Genomic DNA, 17,109 nt, shown 5'->3' with positions numbered 1-17,109 from the left:
ATCGTTCGTGAGTGGTCATGGGACATACACCTGGGTTGTCTCGGGGGGTTCCGGCGAGCAACCCGGAGGCCGTCTACTGATGGACCACCTCTCGGGTCGTTTCTGCGAGCGCCGTGTAGAACGGTTCACGCGTCTCTCGTTCCACCCGCGTCAGGAACTCGTCGGCCCACTGTCTGAGGTGCTCGTCGAGGAACTGGTCGAGTCGGTCGTCGAACCCCTGCTCTGCGAGGTAGGCGGTGAACTCCAGTTCCGTCGCGAGGTGGTCCGGGAGGTCCGGGTGGTCCGGTGCGGGCTGGACGCCGAACTCCCGGTACCAGCGCGTGACCGCCATCGTGGCTGGTCCCTTGACCGGCCCGAGTTCGTCCGGGGCTTCACCGTCGCGGTAGACGCTCTCGTAGGGCGGACACGGTGGTCCCGCCGGGCCGATGAACAGCCGGGTGTATTCGGTTCGGAGGTCTCGAAGGTCCACCGACCCGACGTCGCCGACGACGGGGGCCAGTTCACCAGCGTGGGCGACCTCGACCAGTTGCTCGGTCGGCTCCCGCCAGCACTCGGCGAGAACGGCGTACGTCGCCGCGACCGCCGACTGGAGCTCGTCGCTCTCGGTGTCGAGTGCGGCTGGTCGGTCCCGCTCGCGGGGTGCGTTCGTCTGTTCGGTCATCGGCCTTCCTCGCTGCCGCCGTCAGTCACGTACGATGCCTGTTCGTCAGCTCGCTGGATCGGGACGTATTTCAGACCGAGGGTGACGATGAGTGCGCCGAAGGCGACGATGCCGAGGGTGACAGCCACCTCGACCAGCGTCGGGGTGTAAGCTCCTGCAGTCGCCCAGACGTCGGTCGTGATGCCCGAATACGCGCCACCGAGCGAGATGCCCGGCGGGAGGTCGATGTTGGCAACGTCGTAGCCCGTGAACACCAGTCGAACGCCCTCGAACATCGTGCCGAAGACGGCGAGAGCGCTCGCCGTGAAGATGACTGCCACACGCTTGCGAAGCCGTGGAATCGCCAGCATCGCGAGGGGAACTGCCCCGCCGACGACCGTCCACAGCCAGAAGTACGCCGACTCACCGATGAGGAAACTGCTCGTGATGGCCCAGAACTCGAAGTGGTCGGCCCAGGCGTGTGGGAGTCGCTCGGCTGCGAGCAGGTAGACCACGTGGAACGCGAGGAAGATACCGAGTATCTTGCCGAGACTCGTGAGCTCCTCGCGGTCGACCTCGAAGTTCGTCAGCCGGTCGGCGAGGACCGACACGACCAACAACAGCCCGAGCCCGGAGACGAGCGCCTTGGCGATGAACACCGGGGCGACGAGCGGGCTGAACCAGTCACCGCGACCGATCTGCGTCGCGAAGATCCACCCCGTCACCGAGTGGAGTGCGACGGCAGTCGGCAGCGCGACTGCGGCCGTCCAGAACATGAGCGTGCGGTCGCGCTCACGGCCGACTTCGGTGTCTTCGACACCGAGGGCCAGCGGCGACCCCCGAGCAGCGAGGTCACGTCTGGTCAGCAGCCACAGATACCAGACGTTCAAGAGGCCGTAGAGGAGGACGATACCGAAGTCCCAGACCATCGGTGACCGGAAGTCCGGTGAGGTGAAGAACTGGTACAGCCGTTCCGGACGGCCGATGTCGGGGAGGATGAGCAGTCCCGCGACGGTGATACACGCGAGGCTGACCAGCACGCCGAGCCGAGCGAACCCCTCGTAGCGGTGCGAGTGGAAGAACTTCGGCGCACTCGAGATGATGAGCCCACCCGCCGACAGCCCGACGAACAGGACGAACATCATGATGTACAGCCCCCACGAGAACACGTTGCGCATTCCCGTGACGACCAGACCCGTCGTGAGCTGATAGCCCCAGGCTGCCAGTCCGCCGAGCATAACCGCGGCGAGCAGACCGAGCCACAGTTTCCCCTTCGTGCCGAACTGCGGAATCGCGATGCGTGACCGGTCAGTGCTCGTCGTCATCAGTCGTCACCTCCCGGTTTCGCGGCAGGGACGTGCGGAACGGCCCCGTTGTCGACCGAGTGGTGGCCACCAGCCGAGTCGCTACTGCCGCCTTCCGACGGATCAGACGGCACGTCGTCGGCCCCGTCCGACCACGGCGAGACGTCGTCGAGTTCGCTCTCCAGTTTGTCGGACGTCTGCGGGCGGCCGGGACTCATCTCGCCGCTGATGTAGTGCGTCTTCGGGTTCGTCCCGCGGTCTTCGAGTAACTGGTTCGTCTCGTACTGGTTGATGTACTTCGAGACGGTGCTCTCCTCGTCGTCGAGGTCACCGAAGATACGTGCGTCGGCCGGACAGTTGACGACACAGGCCGGGTCGAGGCCCTCGTCGACGCGGTGGCTACAGAACGTACATTTCTCGACGACACCCTGTGGCCGGGCGGGAACGTCTCCCGTCCCCTCCTCGGGCATGTGCTCGGGTTCGTCCCAGTTGAACACCCGCGCGTTGTACGGACAGGCGGCCATGCAGTAGCGACAGCCGATACACTTGTCGTAGTCGATCTCGACGATGCCGTCGTCGCGGGTGTACGTCGCGTTGACGGGGCAGACCTTCACGCAGGGGGCGTTCTCACAGTGTTGACACGCGGTCGGCTGGTACTGCATGTCCAGCGAGCCGCTTCCCCCGTCTTCGGGGTAGCCGCCAGCCGGGGTGTCCATCTTGTCGCCCCCCTCCGTGAGGACGCGGTTCCAGAACTGCCCCATCGGGACGTTGTTCTCCTGCTTACACGACACTGCACACGCTTGGCAGCCGATACACCGCTCCTGGTCGATTACTAAACCGTAGTTCGTCATCTTCAGTCACCTCCTGCGTGCGACGCCTCGGCGCCGGCTCCGCGCGGGTTGTTCGCTTCGTACTGTTCCGTCTCGATGTCGTCGGGTGCGGGCTCGACTTCGACACGCACGTCGTAGAACGACATTGTCTTCCCGATTTCGCTGGTCTCGTTGTGCGTGAGGTCGTTGTGGTGGCCCTTGACGTAGTCACGCGACCACCAGCCCTGGTCGGTGTTGACCAGACCGGGCTGGAACGCCTCGTTGTACTTCGCCTTCACGACCATCTCGCCGCGGTCGTTGTGCACCCGAACGTAGTCGCCGTCTTCGATACCGCGAGCCTTCGCATCCTTCGGATGGATGTCCAACTGCGGCTCGGGGTTGATCTCCCGCACCCAGTTCAGCATCTCGTACTGCGAGTGGATGCGGAACCGGCTGTGCTTCTGCATGAACATCAGCGGGTAGTCGTCGGCCTTCTCGTAGTCGTCGGCCGTCCGGTCTTCGAGGGGGCGCGGGACGTCGAACGTGACGCCCTCTTCGCTCGGCGCGTCGTCGTCGTACATCTTGATGCGACCCGTCTCCGTGGGGAACTCGTCGGTGTACTTGACGATGGGGACGCTCTCTTTCTTCTGGGTTCCCTGCTCGAACAGGGTGTCGAAGTCGATGTCGTCGTCTCGGCTCACGAGTTCTCGGAGCATCTCGCGTTTCGTCTCTGGGAACCGGTCACCGAAGCCGAGTCGCTCGGCGAGCCCACGGATCGCGTAGTAGTCGTCTCTCGTCTCCCACAGCGGCTCCTGCACCTTGTGCCGATAGCCGAGGTGCGGGTGCGAGCCCCACCCGGAGCTGATGTCCTCTTGCTCGAACCAGTGCGGAACGGGCAAGATGATGTCCGCGTGCTGGACCGTGTCCGTGTGGTGCATGTCCGCGACCACGTACATGTCGAGGCTCTCGATGGCCTCTTGGAACCGCTTGCGGTCGGGGAACTGGTTCCCCATCATGTTCGACTCGATGGAGTAGACGGCCCGAACCTCGTGCGGGTCGCCGTCTATCATCGCGTCGGGGTAGTCGGGGAAGAACATCGACGGCCCGGGGTCGGCCCCCTCGGGTGCGGCCCAGTCGCCCGCGCTGAGCGTCGCCCCGCCCGAGTGGTGAGCGTGGATGTTGCCGTGCCGACCGTAGTCGCCGGTCAGGCCCATCAGCATCGCGTACGCCTGCCCGAAGATATGCCCGTGTTTGTAGCGCCCGATGGCGTAACTCGGGGCGATTCCGCCGGGACCACGCGTCGCAAGCCAGCGGATGGCCGTCCGGATGTTCTCCGCGTCGACACCCGTCTTCTCGGCGACGTTCTCGGGCGCGTAGTCCGCCACGTGGTCTCGAAGCCGTTCGAGAGCCGTCTCACACTCGATACCGTCGACGGTGTACTCCCCGAAGAGGGCGTACGGACCGCCGGTTTCGGGTTCGAGTTCGACCGGGCTGTCGGTCCCCTGCTCGAAGGCGACGACCTGGTTCTCGCCGCCGTCGTCGAAGACCTCGCTCGCGCTGAGCAGTTCGCCGGTGTCTTTGCGGATAAGCGCGGGCGCGGTCGTCCGCTTCCGGAGGAACTCCTCGTCGTACGTCTCGTCCTCGAAGACGGTGTGCATCATCGCGAGCGCGAGGTGCACGTCCTTGCCGGGCTTGACCGGAAGCCACAGGTCGGCCTTCGACGCCGTCGTCGTGTACACGGGGTCGACGACGACGAGTTTCGCCCCGTTCTCGACGGCGTCGAGTATCTTCGAGGCGTCCATCTGGAACTGACTGGAGAAGATGTCCGACCCCCAGACGATGATGGTGTTGGCGTTCTCCCAGTCTTCCGCCTCGTTCGTCGGCGGGAGGAAGAAGCCGACGCCAGTGACGCGGTTGAACCCGCGGCCGACGTTGGCGTCGATACCCCACGCGGACTGGGTCGCACCGAACAGCGAAGCCAGTCGGTTGAACGACTTCCCCGTCTGTCCGTAGTTGCCCGACCCCTCGTGAAAGAGCACGCTCTCCGCGCCGTGGTCGGCTTTCAGCGACTGCATCTTCCCGGCGACGAGGTCGAGCGCCTCGTCCCAGGAGACACGCTCGAACTCGGCGTCTGGGCCGCGACCCTTCGGATTGGGTGCGTCGGGTGACCAGTCGGCGCGCTTCATCGGATACTTCAGCCGCGTCGGGTCGTAGACGCGCTGGGTGTGCGAGAGGCCGAGCACACAGGCGCGCTTGTACTGTTCGTCCTCGGGCGGGTGGGGCTCGATCTTCTTGACCTGTCCGTCACGGACGTGGACGTCGATCGGACACTTCCCCCGACAGTTGGGCGAGCAGACGGTCTGGATAACCTCGTTCTGCCCGACGAAACTCTCGACGCTGGGGTCGCGCGTCGATTGCTCGTCGTCGACGCTCTCGGCCAGCGTCTGGACGAACCCGCCACCGCCGAGGCCGAGGGCGGCAGCAGCACCGCCGGCCTTCAACACGTCGCGTCGGTGGACTCCCTCGTCAGTCATCGTCGAATCCCTCTGGTTTGGTCGGACGCTCGTCTTCACCGAACTCCTCGAGCACCTCGTCGTGGTACTTCTCGTGGAACTCGGCGTCGGTCATATCACCGTTTGAGACACGAATCGCGTCGCGAGCCATTCGTACTCCCAGATCGGTGTCGTACTCGACGCCGTCCAGCATCGCTTCGGCTTCCTCTTCCCACTCGTCGATCGGCGTCAACCGCGGCTGTTGTGGGTCGTTCATGGCTCTATCTAGTACGTGCTGTCGGAGTCCGGTAGGACGAACGCTGTATATTGAAGCGGTTTATATGGGGGAGGGTATCGACGGCGTGGCCTCCCCGCGGTCGAGTCACTCCTCGAAGAAGGAGACTGAGAAGAGTCACCGCTCGCACGGACGGACGTGCAACCGACGCTACGGGTCGAACGCCGCCGTCGCGAGTTTCGATTCGACCGCACTCAGTCGCTGTGAGAGGGCGGATTTCGAGATACCGAGCGCTTCCGACAGTTCCTCGAGACTCGTCTGACGAGGAGTCTGGTAATACCCCTCGGACACCGCAATCGTCGCTGCCTCCCGCTGTTTCGCGGTGAGACGCGAGAGGTCGACCGTCGTCGACTCGACCGTCGCGCCGTCAGTCTGTTGTCGGGTCGTGAGTCGACGCAGACTCACACGGTCGGTCACGGATTTCAGTCGGGCGACGAGTTCACTGATGTCGTTCCGGTCTCCAGCGTACGTCTCGATGAGAATGGTCCCGCCGTCGACACGTCGGAATCGGGGGACGCACCCGACGTCGCCGAACGCGAGACAGAGACACGAGTCCCCGACCTGAGTTGTCGTATGCAGCATCTGCGTGCTGTCGCCCTCGTCGGCGACGGTCACGTCTGCGTGACAAACCTCTCCGTCGATTTGGTTGTGAACGGCTTCGACCGAGGACTCCGGGTTCGAGAGCGGACACGAACCACTTTCAGAGAGTTCGATCTCGAATACGACCTGAAGGGTTCGCCTCTTCGGGTCACTTTCTGCTGAATCAACGACCCCGCTCTCAGACTGCTCCATGCGGTTCAAGTGTTCTTTACACTCGTATAAACAATCTTCGTCAATACCACGACATTTACAAAAAATAATCGATGAGGAACGAATATTGTGTAATTCCACCCACATCTTGTAAACACCGGCACTGCCTGGTCGAGAGAGGTCGAGAAGCGAACAGGTCGTAGTGAGTGGTGGCTATCCAACTCGAAGACCTGCTCACACAGACGTGAGACGTGGAGTCTCGAGACGCTTGGAAGAACGAGCGCACCCCAACGTTTGTTCCGACGCGAGGTCCAGTCACGGCCTCTAACTCGGCCACGGGATTCGGACGGCCGGTATGGGTCACAGACTTCGCAAGCGTACCGATCGGCTAGTTCAGGACAGAACATAGCACAGATGAGCCGCGCATCAAGATCATCGTCCGAGGTTGTGGAATCACGGTGTCGGGGACCGTCGTCGCGGTCGTTTAGGTTCGCCTAACAATCGAAACAGCTTAGTGTTTTAGGGTGGCCTAAATAAGCAGAGAGAGTCACCCGATGGCGACTGTCGGCGGTGACCGGACTGCCGCCAGACCGCCAGCGAACCGTCACGGCCGCCGTCGGCAGGGAGGAACCGGGCGACACGAGCGAACACGGAGACACAGACAATGGTCGGAACGACACTCATCGAACTCCGCGAACGCGTCGAGAGTCTCGCCAGCGACGGGGGGACGTACTTCCTCGTCTGCGCCCGCACCGGAGAGCGACCCATCCCCACGACGGGACTCCGGTTCGAGGGGAGAGCGACCGCGAGAAGCGCCGTACGGGCGGCCGAACAGTATCGGACATCCCTCCGTCGCTACGACGAACAGTTACCCTACCGCGACCTCGTCGTCTGTCAGGACGCCGACACCGGAACGTCGGCCGCCGCCGGAGGAGAGGCACGAGACGCCGGCGAGGACCGCTGGTCGCTCTCGGAACCGGTACTCCGCGGAACGGCGACGGCGGACGACCGGCAGCGACTGACGGAGTTCTGTCACGAAGTCGCAGCCGTCGTGTTCGAGACGCTCAGCGAGACGGGCTACGACGCCGTCGAAACCGCGGTGATGGACGCGTACTTCGAACTCGCCGAGTCCGTCGAAGACACGGACGAACTCTGCCTGTGCCTGCTCGAGAGCGTCGCGGCGGAACTCGACGCGCGCCTCTCGCCCGCCGAGCAGGCGGCCGTCCTGTCGGACGCCGCGTCCCGGCTGGATTCGAGGACGACGGCGCGCGGGCCGCGAATCGACGCCGCGTTCGCGCATCTGCGAGCGGCGGGCGTCGTCGAGAGCGTCAGTCGCTCGCCGTGGTCCGTCGACCTGCGACAGGGTACCCGGTCTGTCGTCGTGCGCCTGCACGAGTACGCGCTGTCGCCGCAAGACGGTCGACTCCCGACCCTCCCGCTCGTGGTCGAACTCTACCGCGGCGGCTGGGACTGGTCGCCCGCGTCGGTCGAGGTGACGGACTCGGACGACGAGGACTGGCGCGTCCGACTCGTACTCGCGCGCGAACCGGACCCCGGCGACCTGGCGAGGGCGCCGATTCGACCGGCGGGGGCCTGACCGTGCGGCGCGTGAGCCCTCGAAAACGCGCTCGCCTCTGGGCGTGGGTGTACACGGCGACCGTCGGCGGCGACGAGGACGGGGCAGCAGAGACGGCGGAGGCGTCGGAGGCGCCCGCCGAGCGGACGGACCGCGCTCCGCCGGAGGAGGAGTGACCGATGTCGGACGGCGGTACGTTCCCCGGCCCCCACACGGCGAGTCGAGTCGGGGTCTCCCCCGAGAACGAGTGCGGTCGGCGACTGTCCGTGCCGCGGGCCGACGACCGATGAGTGGGAGCCCGCAGTACCTGCTGGCGCTCTACATCACGGAGCACCGGGAGTCGCCGCCCGTCCCGCCCGGAGCCGTCGCCGAGCGATTCGGACGGACGCCAGCGACGGTCATCGAGGCGTTCCACCGGTTCGACGACGACGGACTGGTGACGTACGAACCGTACGAGGGCGCGGCGCTGACGGAGCGCGGACGGGACGTCGCCGAGGACCTGCACGAGACGTACGTGACGCTCTCGTGGTTCTTTCGGAGCGTCCTCGAACTCGACGACTACGAGCGGGAGGCGATGGAGATGGCGGGCGTCGTGAGTGCCGAGACGGCGGACCGTCTCGCGGCGACGCTCCCGTTCGACGGCGAGTCGGTCGCCGGAGTCCGAGAGTCGGTCACGCCGTCGGACGACGCCACCGGCCCCCGAGAGCGGAGGGAGTCGGTCTCGACGGATCAGAACGGCGGCGAGTAGTCCTGGTACTCGTCCATCTCCTCCATCTCTTCGGTCTTGTTCGGCATCACGGCCGCCCGCGGCCCGCCGGCGCGTCGGACCGTCACCTTCGAGACGTCGTCCACCTCGTCGGGGAGGCGGTGTCGGATGGCCCGCATCGTCATCGGGGCGATGCCGCACCCGGAGCAGGCGCCGCCGATGGCGACCGTCACTTCGCCGGACTCCTCGTCCACGTCCTCTATCTCGAAGTGCCCGCCGTGCTCCTGAATCTGCGGGACGTTGTTGCTCAGGTAGTTCCGCGTCTGTCGTTCGAGGCTTTGAGCGCTCATACACGTAGTCTTCTATCGCCAATTGTGATAAATGTATGCTGTTTGGGTAGCCTAAACCGTACGAACGTGTTTTTAGGTAGGCCAAACAAAAACGTTTGTCAAATTAATGAGCGTGCGCCCCGTCTTCGGACAGTTCGAACGCGAAATCGACGACGGTCGTGTCAGTATCTCCGACTCTTCGAGACGCGCGGCGTTCGTTCACAGCCGTGAATATACGACGCCCGAAAGTGTCGGAATCAGACAGTTATTCCTAATATTTCACAAGAATGTCACTAGTATTTCCACAGAAAAACTAACTGTGCGTGCCGAATGTGTCGAATCGGTCATCGAGATGACAGACCAGAATCACCGAACGGACCACTTGCTCAGTCGTCGGTCGGCCATGCAACTGCTCACCGCAGTCGCGGGGGCGGGAGCGTTCTCCGGCGCTGCGGTCGCCGACGAAGACGAAGAGACCGACTCCGAGGAGGGGGACGAGGACGGCGACGAGGAGCGGCCGGACCGGCCGGTCGGGACGCGGGAACTGCTCGACTACCTCGGGGCGCGGTACGGCGACCAACTCGCCGACGCGGACCTCGACGAACTGGCGGACGACGTCGCCGGCAACGTCCGCCGCGCGCAGGCACTCGACGGGGTCGAACTGGAGAACGGCGACGACATGGCGCTGACCTTTCGGGCCTACAGGGGGTCGTACTGATGGTCTCCGAGGAGACGCTGTTCGACACGGTTCCCGAACTGGGCGACCACCTCAGAGCCGGCCGGGTCACCTCGGAGGAACTGACCCGAGCGTACCTCGACCGACTGGAGCGCGTCGGACCGAAACTGAACGCTGTCGTGACGCTGACCCGCGACCGCGCGCTGGAGGCGGCCAAGCGCGCGGACGAGGAGTTGCGAAACGGCACCGACCGGGGGCCGCTCCACGGCATCCCGTACGGCGTCAAGGACCTGATAGCCGTCGACGGCTACGAGACGACCTGGGGGGCGGCGCCGTACCGCGACCAGGAGTTCGACTACGACGCGACGATAATCGAGCGGTTCGACGAGGCCGGCGCCGTGCTGGTCGCGAAACTGGCGATGGTCGAACTCGCCGGTGGGATGGGCTACTCGCCCGACGCGATGACGTTCACCGGGACGGGCTACACGCCGTGGAACACGGACGTGTGGAGCGGTGGCTCCTCCAGCGGTCCGGGCTCTGCGACGGCCGCCGGTCTGGTCGGCTTCTCCATCGGGTCGGAGACGTGGGGCTCGATTTTCTCCCCGTCGGGCAACTGCGGCCTGTCGGGACTCCGCCCGACGTACGGCGTCGTCAGCCGATACGGGGCGATGGCGCTGTCCTACACGATGGACAAACTCGGGCCGATGTGCCGGTCCGCGGAGGGCTGTCGGCTCGTCTTCGAGACCATCGCCGGCCCGGACCCGAAGGACCACACCTCGGTCGATAAGATGGAGACGATTCACGAACTCGCGGCCCTCCCCGACACGCCGAAACTCGCGACGCTGGAGAGCGCGCTGGACGACGAGCAGTTCCAGCGGTCGATGGAGACGCTGGAGGAGTTCGCGGAGATAGAGACGGTCGAACTGCCGGACCTCCCGTACGAGGAGACGGCGAGCACCGTGCTGTTCGCGGAGGCGGGGTCGGTGTTCGACGACCTGATAGAGTCCGGTCGAGTGCAGGAGTTGACGTCGCCGCAGGGTAGCATCGGCGGCTACGCCTACGACACCATCCTCGCGAAGGACTACGTCACGGCGAACCGCGTCCGCCGACTCGTGCAGAAGCGACTGGACGAGACGCTCGCCCCGTACGACGCGATGGTCCTCCCGAACCGGTCCATCGGCGGTGCGGCGAACGTCGCCGGTCTCCCCGGTATCTCGATTCCGAACGGCTTCGACGACGAGGGCGTGCCCACGGCGCTGATATTCACCGGGCGGGCGTTCGCCGACCTGAAACTCGTTGAACTCGCGAAGGAGTACCAGTCGCGGACCGACCACGTCGACTACACTGACTTGCTCGACACGCCCCTGTTCGAGGGCGAGTCCGACTCCGAGTCGGAGACCGAAGCCGCGACGGCGTCCGACTGACGGACGCAGCGCAGGGGCACCGACCGACGGACGGGCGGGCGGGACGACCGAGACGGCGGACGGCCGCCACCTCCCCTCCCGCCGGCCGAAGGGCCCCCCTCGTTTCGTCTGTTAGACCCGGCGCTGGCCGCGGTTTTTCGAGCCGGAGGTCGCACGGAACGTCGCTCGCCAGCACGCCGGACGGCCGTCGCCGCGTTCCGTCGAGGCGGTACCCGCAGACGGCGGCGCGGAGCGGTCAGTCGTCGGCGCGGGGAATCGTCGCCGGTTCGAACCGCTGGAGCCCGAAGTACGTGTTCAGCACGGCACCGAACCCGACGACGACGAGGGCGAACTGGACCAGTCCGCCGACTACGGGGAGTTCGCCGAGCAGTCGCAGTCCGAGGAGGAACGCGCCGACGCCGACGACGGTGGCCACGTCGGTGCGGTCGATGGGCAGTCGCTCTCCGACGAGGTAGCCGAAGGCGACCTGCGCGTAGGCGACGACGAGCAGTTGCGCGCCGAGACCGACGACGCTGAGCGGGAGCAACAGCAGCGTGAACGCCATGTAGACGAACAGGACGAGGAGCGTCGCGCCGGCCAGTGCGCCGACGACGCCGCTGACGACCGTGTGTCGGGTTATCGAGTGCCCGACGGTGTCCAGCATCGCCGGGCGGCGGCGGGCGACCCACCAGCCGACGGCGCCGAGCGCCGAGAACTGCAACAGGAACGTGACGACGGCTCTCGTCGGCGAGTTCGCCGGCGTCGGCGGGTCGAGCGCGGACACCTCGCCCACCCTCGCACCGTCGGAAATCGCCGCCCCGCCGGCGATGCGCTGGACGGTTCCGGTGACCGTCGCCCCCTCGGCGACCGAGAGTCGACCCGCAAGCACCGTCACGTCGCCGTCCACGCGGCCGTCGACTCGGACCGACCCGCCGGCGACGTAGACGTCGCCCTCGACGGACGCGTCGGCCGCGACGGTGGTGTTCCCGCCGGCGACGACGAGGACGTCGTCCACCGCCTCGACGGCGCGGTCACCCTCGAACGTCACCGACATCTGCTCGACGTCCGCGCCGCCCGCGGAGACGAGGAGGAGGACGAGGACCAGCAACGGAATGACCTCGGTCGGCGTCACGCGGCGGCACCCTCCCTGACGAGTCCGAGGACGCGGCGCGCGTACACCCCGACGGCGAGTCCGAACAGGAGCAGGAGCGAGAGCGCCTGCACGACGTTGAGGTGCGACAGGAGCGTGAGGTCGGCCGCCGCGAAATACAGCGAGAGCGCGGTGCTGAGGAAGGTGGCGAGCCATCCGGCGACGCCGATACCGACCGCCGAGTGGGTTCCGACGCTGGCCGCCGTCGAGAGGTCCGGCCACAGCGCGAAGTTGAGCGTGGTGTAGAAACTCACCGCCACCGCGTAGAACATCGGATTCAGCGGCGACGGCCCCGCGGTGGCGAGCGTGGGGAACGTCGACGCGAGTCGGAGGTCCGAGGTGTAGAGGACGTGCGTCAGGGCGAACAGCGCGAACGTCCACAGGAAGACCCGTTCGAGGTCGAAGTTGACGTAGAGGACGCCGGCCATCGCGGCGCCGACGACGTGCGCCGCGGCGATGAGCAGTCGCGTCGAGAGCGCGGGCGACTGCCACGAACTGAGCAGGAGCGCCGGCGTGTCGATGATGCGGAGGAACCCCAGACTGTCGACGAAGAACACGCCGAACATCAGCACGAGGGGGACGGCGAAGGCGAAACTCCGCAGTCGAACGGGCGTCGGGCGGCAGAACCGCCCGGTTCCGAACGCGCGGTGCTGGTCGGCCAGTTCCGAGACGACGGCCTCGACGGCGGCGACCCGGCCAGAGGCGAGGACGCCGAGGACGAGGAGGCCGGGCAGCATCGCGGCGACCAGCAACCGACTGAACACGTCGACCGACCAAGAGAGCGGATAGGCGTTCGCGGCGAAGTACGCGATAGCCGTGATGGCGGCGGCGACGTGGCCGCGGTCCGCGACCGGAATCAAGTCGATGGCCAGCGAGAACGAGACGGGGAACCCGACGCCGAGTCCGACCGAGGCGGCGACGACCCACGCGCCGAAGCCGGGGACCGACCGAATCGACGGCGCGACGAGCGTCAGTACGAACTGGACGACGACGACGCCGAACAGCAGTCTGAACTTCGTCCGCAGGTCCGTACTCCACCCGCGTCGGTCCATCGTCACGCCCGTCGCGACGGCGACGACCAGCGTACACAGCGCCAGTCCGGCCATCCACGCGGAGACGGCCGTCTCCGTCATCCCGACCAGTCGGACGCCGAGGTCGATGAGCCCGAGTTGGACGAACGTGATGTTGTAGTAGTAGCCGGCGACCATGAGCGCGACGAACAGGAGGTAGCCGAACACCGTCGACCATTGGCGCGCGCGGAGGAACTCGACGAATCGCACGGTCTCTCTCGGAGAACGTGCGTCGCCGAACGTCTTAGTTGCCGGGGGCGATTGACCGGCGACGCGGACGTATCGGATAAAACGGTTGTTCCAACAGCCAGTTCACCTACACCCCCGAGCAGACGAGAAATACACAACGTGAAGAATCAGAAGCGGACTTCGAGCGACGCCGGAGCGGTCGACGACCTGTTCGCGGCACTCGCCAGCGAGAGTCGGCGGCGCGTCCTCGAGTACTTCCAGGCGGACGACCGAACGACGGCGACACTAACTGAACTGACGGACTTCCTCTCGGAGCGGCAACGCGAGGCGAACGGACGGTCGAACGAGCAGGTTCGGCTGCGTCTGCACCACGTCGACCTCCCGAAACTGCACGAATCCGGGTTGATAACGTACGAGACCACGCAGACGACGGCGCGGGTTCGGCGCCGGGAAGACGGCGGGCGAGTGCGGGACGTACTCGCCGCGTACGGAGACGGATCGAACTGACGCGGTCTGCGTCGGTCCCTATCTCGCAGTTCGAGATATCTTCGGCCGATTCGCAGTCGCTGACTGTGAACAAAAGGGTCCTCCCCTCGCCCGCCCTATACCCACTGTGACAGTCATCCTGGAGTTCACGCTCGCGTGGGACGAGTTCGCACTCGGTCGCGCACTGAGCAGTGCGTCCGACAGACAGGTCCAACTCGAGCGAATCATCCCGATGGAGAACACCGTGATTCCGTTCTTCTGGGTCGTCGGTGAGCAACCGGAGCGGTTGAAAGCCGACGTCGACGCCAGCGAGTACGTGCAGAACCTCTCGGTCGTCGACCAGATGGGCGACCACACGCTCTACCGAGTCGAGTGGACCGGCGAGTACGAGGACCTCCTCAACGGCATCGTCGCGACGGGCGGGACGATTCTGGAGGGAGAGGGCTCCGAGGAGTGGTACTTCCAACTGCGATTCCTCGACCACGAACACGTCGCGGACTTCTACAACTTCTGTACGGAACGCGACATCCCCATCCACATCGAGCGCACGTACACGCTCACCGAGGAGAGCCTCCGCGGGCGGAACTTCGGACTCACGCCCAAACAGCGAGAGGCACTCGTCATCGCACTCAAGCGCGGGTACTTCGACACGCCGCAGGAGACGGACATGTCGGAGATGGCCGAGGAACTGGGCATCACGCAGCAGGCGTTCTCGGACCGCCTGCGTCGGGCCGAACAGAAGGTGCTGGAGAACGTCCTGTCGGCGTCGACGAGAGGCGGGACGAACTGACGGGACTGCACACATAAGCCGCTGATAAATCACTTATAAAGCGCCGGTCTCGACAAGAGAACACCCTATGCGGATGGCGGAGGACGTTCGGTTACGATGAGCAACCCCCCCGCGGGCCGAGAGACGACCGTCGTGGTCGCCGACGACGACGAGGACCTCCGCGAGACGTTCGAACTGTGGTTGTCGGCGCGGTCGGCGTGGGACGTTCGCGCGGCGGCCGACGGGCGGGAGGCGTTGGAACTGGTCACGCCCGCCGCCGACGCCGTCGTTCTGGACCGCGAGATGCCCCTCGTCTCGGGGGGCGAAGTCGTCCGCGCGCTCTCGAAAGACGGCTTTGCCGGGGCGGTCGTCGTCGTGAGCGGGAACGAACCGGACGCTGACCTCGGAGCGGAAGACGTCTCGTGTTACCTCACAAAACCGGTCTGTCGCGACCGACTCCTCGACGCCGTCGACGCCGCCCTGGAACGTGAGCGGGCGAGTCGGCCGATTGCTCAGGCGGTGACGGACGGTTCGAAGCGGGACAGCGGGCCCGCTCAGTAGCCGGAGTCCGGCGGCACCGTCTCACCGCTGGCCGACTGCCGTTCCGAGCGGAGATACGCGCCGAGGTAGCCGCCGAGGGCGCTCAGTCCGACGTTCCAGGCGAACAGGAGCGGGAGGACGACGAGGAAGATGATGACCAGTTCCACCCCGCCGGGGACGCCGAACCCCCCCATCGCGGTCCCGAACAGCGTGACCAGACCGAGGACGAGGACGAGGAAGAACGGGAGACTCGCGATTGCGCCGGAGATGGCGCCGATTCTCGCGCCGCGCTTGGGAGACTCGCGCTGGAGGTAGCCGGCGACGCCTCCGCCGAGCACCGGGGAGACGGCCGTAAAGGAGAGCGCGACGGTGACGACTGCGCCGATGACCGCGTTCTTGAGTGTGTTTTCTGTGCTCATGTGCAAGCGTACGACCGCTGTCGAGTTAGATAGTGCGGGCGCTTCCCCGACGCTGAGAATCGGCGGTCGCCGGGGACGAAGCGGTGGGGGGTCCCCGACTGCGGACAGGGTCGACGACGGCGACGAGTGGACGGCCCGCGGTCGGCGACTCACCCGGTCGGGCCGAACACGCGCCAGAGGACGCCGGGACGGAACAGCGTCTCCGGCGGCCGTTCCATCATGAGCACGCGGCTGAACGCGTCACGGAGGGCGCTGTCGGTGTGCGCCGCCCGAATCAGTCGGGCGAGGTAGCGGTTCGTCAGGCCGGTCCCGCGGGGTCTCGGCCCGTCGGTCTCCTCGAACGCGAAGTCCGCACCGACCGCGAGCGTCCACGCCGTGTCGACGACTGCCGTCGCGTCCTCGAAGAAGCGAGCGGCGAGGTTCTCGCGGCCGCCGGCGAGCGTGTGGTGCAGCGTCAGCGCTTCGAGGGCGGCGACCGTCATCCCCTGTCCGTAGATGGGGTTGAAGCTCGAGACGGCGTCGCCGACGACGAGCAGACCGTCCGGGAACTCGTCGAGGTCCTCGTAGTGGCGCCTGAGGCTGGTCGGAAACGGGTAGTGAGCCACGTCCTCGCTCGCGAGGGGTCGCGCATCGAGGAGTCGTTCGAGGTGGGGTATCGGGAGGCTCGCGGCGAAGTCGGTCAGGCCGTCGACGTCGGCGGGCGGGTGGTCGCCGTGCAGGCCGAACAGAGTGACTTGCCAGCGGTCGTCCTCGATGGGGAACGCCGCGCCGCCGCGGGTGCGGGGCGGAGACGGGGGGACGAACAGCATGCGACGTTCACCGGCGTCGCGTTCGAGGCGGGCCGTACTGTACGCGATGTCGACGCGCACCTCGTCGGTTTCGGGGCGTTCGAAGCCGTGGTCCGCCAACCACGCCGGGGTGCGGGAGGTCCGGCCGGTCGCGTCCACGACCAGGTCGGCCGCGAGTGTCCTCGTCTCGCCGTCGGCCGGCGCGACCGCAACTCCGGCGACGCCGTCGCCGTCGGTGAGGTAGTCCGTCCACCGGCAGTTCGGTCGGAGTTCGACCCCGTCGACGTCGGCGACTCGCCGGCGCACGATTCGCTCGAACACGGGTCGGGAGGCGGTGTATATCGGAATCCGACCCGTACCGTCGGCGAGGAAGTCGCCTTCGTCGTAGTGCTTCAGGTCCCTCGCGCCGTCGATTATCAGTCCGCCCGCGGCGACCACGTCCTCACCGAAACCCGGAAAGAGGTCAGACAGCGTGGCACGCCCGGCCGACAGCAGGATGTGAACGTGTCGGCCCTGCGGGGCGCCGCCGCGAGCAGTCGCGTCCGCCGGGAGCGAGTCCCGTTCGACGACGGTCACCGTCCGAAACTCGTCGGCCAACACGCGGGCGGCGAACAGGCCGGCCATGCCCGCCCCCACGACGACCGCACTCCCCTCTCGTTCGACGGTCCGCCTCGGGTCGTACCGCGGAACCGTGGCTAACGTCATGTCGAGTCCCCTC

Annotated in this window: 19 protein-coding genes; 8 read left to right on the top strand and 11 right to left on the bottom strand. The window is 66.3% G+C overall.

Annotated elements, in window-relative coordinates; translation table 11 throughout:
- Window positions 1-73: 73 nt before the first annotated feature.
- The 6 genes from BM310_RS16315 to BM310_RS16290 all read right to left on the bottom strand — a co-directional run bounded on the left by BM310_RS16315 (window position 74) and on the right by BM310_RS16290 (window position 6,332).
- A complete protein-coding gene (locus BM310_RS16315; RefSeq protein ID WP_089809704.1) occupies window positions 74-661 on the bottom strand; it encodes a TorD/DmsD family molecular chaperone in 588 nt (195 codons plus the stop codon).
- Entirely contained in the window at window positions 658-1,965 is a 1,308-nt protein-coding gene (nrfD, locus tag BM310_RS16310; RefSeq protein ID WP_089809702.1) for an NrfD/PsrC family molybdoenzyme membrane anchor subunit, read from the bottom strand. Before nrfD ends, BM310_RS16315 begins: the two co-directional genes overlap by 4 nt.
- The gene (gene dsrO / locus BM310_RS16305) at window positions 1,965-2,795 is read right to left on the bottom strand and encodes a sulfate reduction electron transfer complex DsrMKJOP subunit DsrO (RefSeq protein WP_089809700.1); all 831 of its coding nucleotides are present in this window, start codon (window positions 2,793-2,795) and stop codon (window positions 1,965-1,967) included. The genes nrfD and dsrO overlap by 1 nt, the downstream gene beginning before the upstream one ends.
- 2 nt (window positions 2,796-2,797) lie before the next feature.
- Window positions 2,798-5,287: a molybdopterin-dependent oxidoreductase gene (locus tag BM310_RS16300; RefSeq protein WP_089809698.1), complete on the bottom strand. Its 2,490-nt coding sequence runs from the start codon at window positions 5,285-5,287 to the stop codon at window positions 2,798-2,800.
- Window positions 5,280-5,522 (bottom strand): 4Fe-4S ferredoxin N-terminal domain-containing protein, encoded by a 243-nt coding sequence (locus BM310_RS16295; protein ID WP_089809696.1) that lies wholly within the window; start codon window positions 5,520-5,522, stop codon window positions 5,280-5,282. Before BM310_RS16295 ends, BM310_RS16300 begins: the two co-directional genes overlap by 8 nt.
- A gap of 168 nt (window positions 5,523-5,690) precedes the next feature.
- Window positions 5,691-6,332 (bottom strand): helix-turn-helix domain-containing protein, encoded by a 642-nt coding sequence (locus BM310_RS16290; protein WP_089809694.1) that lies wholly within the window; start codon window positions 6,330-6,332, stop codon window positions 5,691-5,693.
- A 622-nt stretch (window positions 6,333-6,954) separates the two neighbouring features.
- Between BM310_RS16290 and BM310_RS16285 the strand changes: the two genes are divergently transcribed.
- The 3 genes from BM310_RS16285 (at window position 6,955) to BM310_RS16280 (ending at window position 8,614) form a co-directional block, all read left to right on the top strand.
- Window positions 6,955-7,887 carry a DUF7551 domain-containing protein gene (locus BM310_RS16285; protein WP_089809692.1) on the top strand — a complete coding sequence of 311 codons (933 nt, stop codon included), beginning with the start codon at window positions 6,955-6,957 and terminating at the stop codon, window positions 7,885-7,887.
- 11 nt (window positions 7,888-7,898) lie between these two features.
- On the top strand, window positions 7,899-8,042 hold the full coding sequence (locus BM310_RS21515; protein ID WP_177232674.1) for a hypothetical protein: 144 nt from the start codon (window positions 7,899-7,901) through the stop codon (window positions 8,040-8,042).
- Between the two features lie 110 nt (window positions 8,043-8,152).
- Window positions 8,153-8,614 (top strand): metal-dependent transcriptional regulator, encoded by a 462-nt coding sequence (locus BM310_RS16280; RefSeq protein ID WP_089809690.1) that lies wholly within the window; start codon window positions 8,153-8,155, stop codon window positions 8,612-8,614.
- Here the strand turns inward: BM310_RS16280 and BM310_RS16275 are convergent.
- Complete coding sequence (locus BM310_RS16275) at window positions 8,596-8,922, bottom strand: NifU family protein (RefSeq protein ID WP_089809688.1); 327 nt, start codon at window positions 8,920-8,922, stop codon at window positions 8,596-8,598. The genes BM310_RS16280 and BM310_RS16275 overlap by 19 nt on opposite strands.
- A 331-nt stretch (window positions 8,923-9,253) precedes the next feature.
- On the opposite strand from BM310_RS16275, the gene BM310_RS16270 reads away from it, so the two are divergent.
- A complete protein-coding gene (locus BM310_RS16270) occupies window positions 9,254-9,619 on the top strand; it encodes a hypothetical protein (protein ID WP_177232673.1) in 366 nt (121 codons plus the stop codon).
- Window positions 9,619-11,001: an amidase gene (locus BM310_RS16265; protein WP_089809685.1), complete on the top strand. Its 1,383-nt coding sequence runs from the start codon at window positions 9,619-9,621 to the stop codon at window positions 10,999-11,001. Before BM310_RS16270 ends, BM310_RS16265 begins: the two co-directional genes overlap by 1 nt.
- Window positions 11,002-11,236: 235 nt before the next feature.
- On the opposite strand, the gene BM310_RS16260 is transcribed toward BM310_RS16265, so the two are convergent.
- Together BM310_RS16260 and BM310_RS16255 are read right to left on the bottom strand one after the other, a co-directional pair.
- Window positions 11,237-12,112, bottom strand: a complete 876-nt coding sequence (locus BM310_RS16260; protein ID WP_089809683.1) for a bactofilin family protein — start codon at window positions 12,110-12,112, stop codon at window positions 11,237-11,239.
- Window positions 12,109-13,410: an MFS transporter gene (locus BM310_RS16255; RefSeq protein ID WP_089809681.1), complete on the bottom strand. Its 1,302-nt coding sequence runs from the start codon at window positions 13,408-13,410 to the stop codon at window positions 12,109-12,111. Before BM310_RS16255 ends, BM310_RS16260 begins: the two co-directional genes overlap by 4 nt.
- A gap of 138 nt (window positions 13,411-13,548) precedes the next feature.
- Here BM310_RS16255 and BM310_RS16250 point away from each other — a divergent pair, with 138 nt between their 5' ends.
- The 3 genes from BM310_RS16250 to BM310_RS16240 all read left to right on the top strand — a co-directional run bounded on the left by BM310_RS16250 (window position 13,549) and on the right by BM310_RS16240 (window position 15,205).
- Window positions 13,549-13,896, top strand: coding sequence for a DUF7344 domain-containing protein (locus BM310_RS16250; RefSeq protein WP_089809679.1), 348 nt, complete (start codon window positions 13,549-13,551; stop codon window positions 13,894-13,896).
- Between the two features lie 106 nt (window positions 13,897-14,002).
- Window positions 14,003-14,665: a helix-turn-helix domain-containing protein gene (locus BM310_RS16245; RefSeq protein ID WP_089809676.1), complete on the top strand. Its 663-nt coding sequence runs from the start codon at window positions 14,003-14,005 to the stop codon at window positions 14,663-14,665.
- A gap of 96 nt (window positions 14,666-14,761) precedes the next feature.
- On the top strand, window positions 14,762-15,205 hold the full coding sequence (locus tag BM310_RS16240) for a response regulator transcription factor (RefSeq protein WP_089809674.1): 444 nt from the start codon (window positions 14,762-14,764) through the stop codon (window positions 15,203-15,205).
- Here the strand turns inward: BM310_RS16240 and BM310_RS16235 are convergent.
- Together BM310_RS16235 and BM310_RS16230 are read right to left on the bottom strand one after the other, a co-directional pair.
- Complete coding sequence (locus BM310_RS16235; protein WP_089809672.1) at window positions 15,199-15,603, bottom strand: DUF5518 domain-containing protein; 405 nt, start codon at window positions 15,601-15,603, stop codon at window positions 15,199-15,201. The genes BM310_RS16240 and BM310_RS16235 overlap by 7 nt on opposite strands.
- Before the next feature lie 149 nt (window positions 15,604-15,752).
- Window positions 15,753-17,096, bottom strand: coding sequence for an NAD(P)/FAD-dependent oxidoreductase (locus tag BM310_RS16230; protein ID WP_089809670.1), 1,344 nt, complete (start codon window positions 17,094-17,096; stop codon window positions 15,753-15,755).
- Window positions 17,097-17,109 lie beyond the last annotated feature (13 nt).

This window comes from Halogeometricum rufum (genome assembly GCF_900112175.1).
Classification (GTDB): domain Archaea; phylum Halobacteriota; class Halobacteria; order Halobacteriales; family Haloferacaceae; genus Halogeometricum; species Halogeometricum rufum.
The sequence above is the reverse complement of the archived record's forward strand: the minus strand, read 5'-3'. Positions and strand labels throughout refer to the sequence as shown.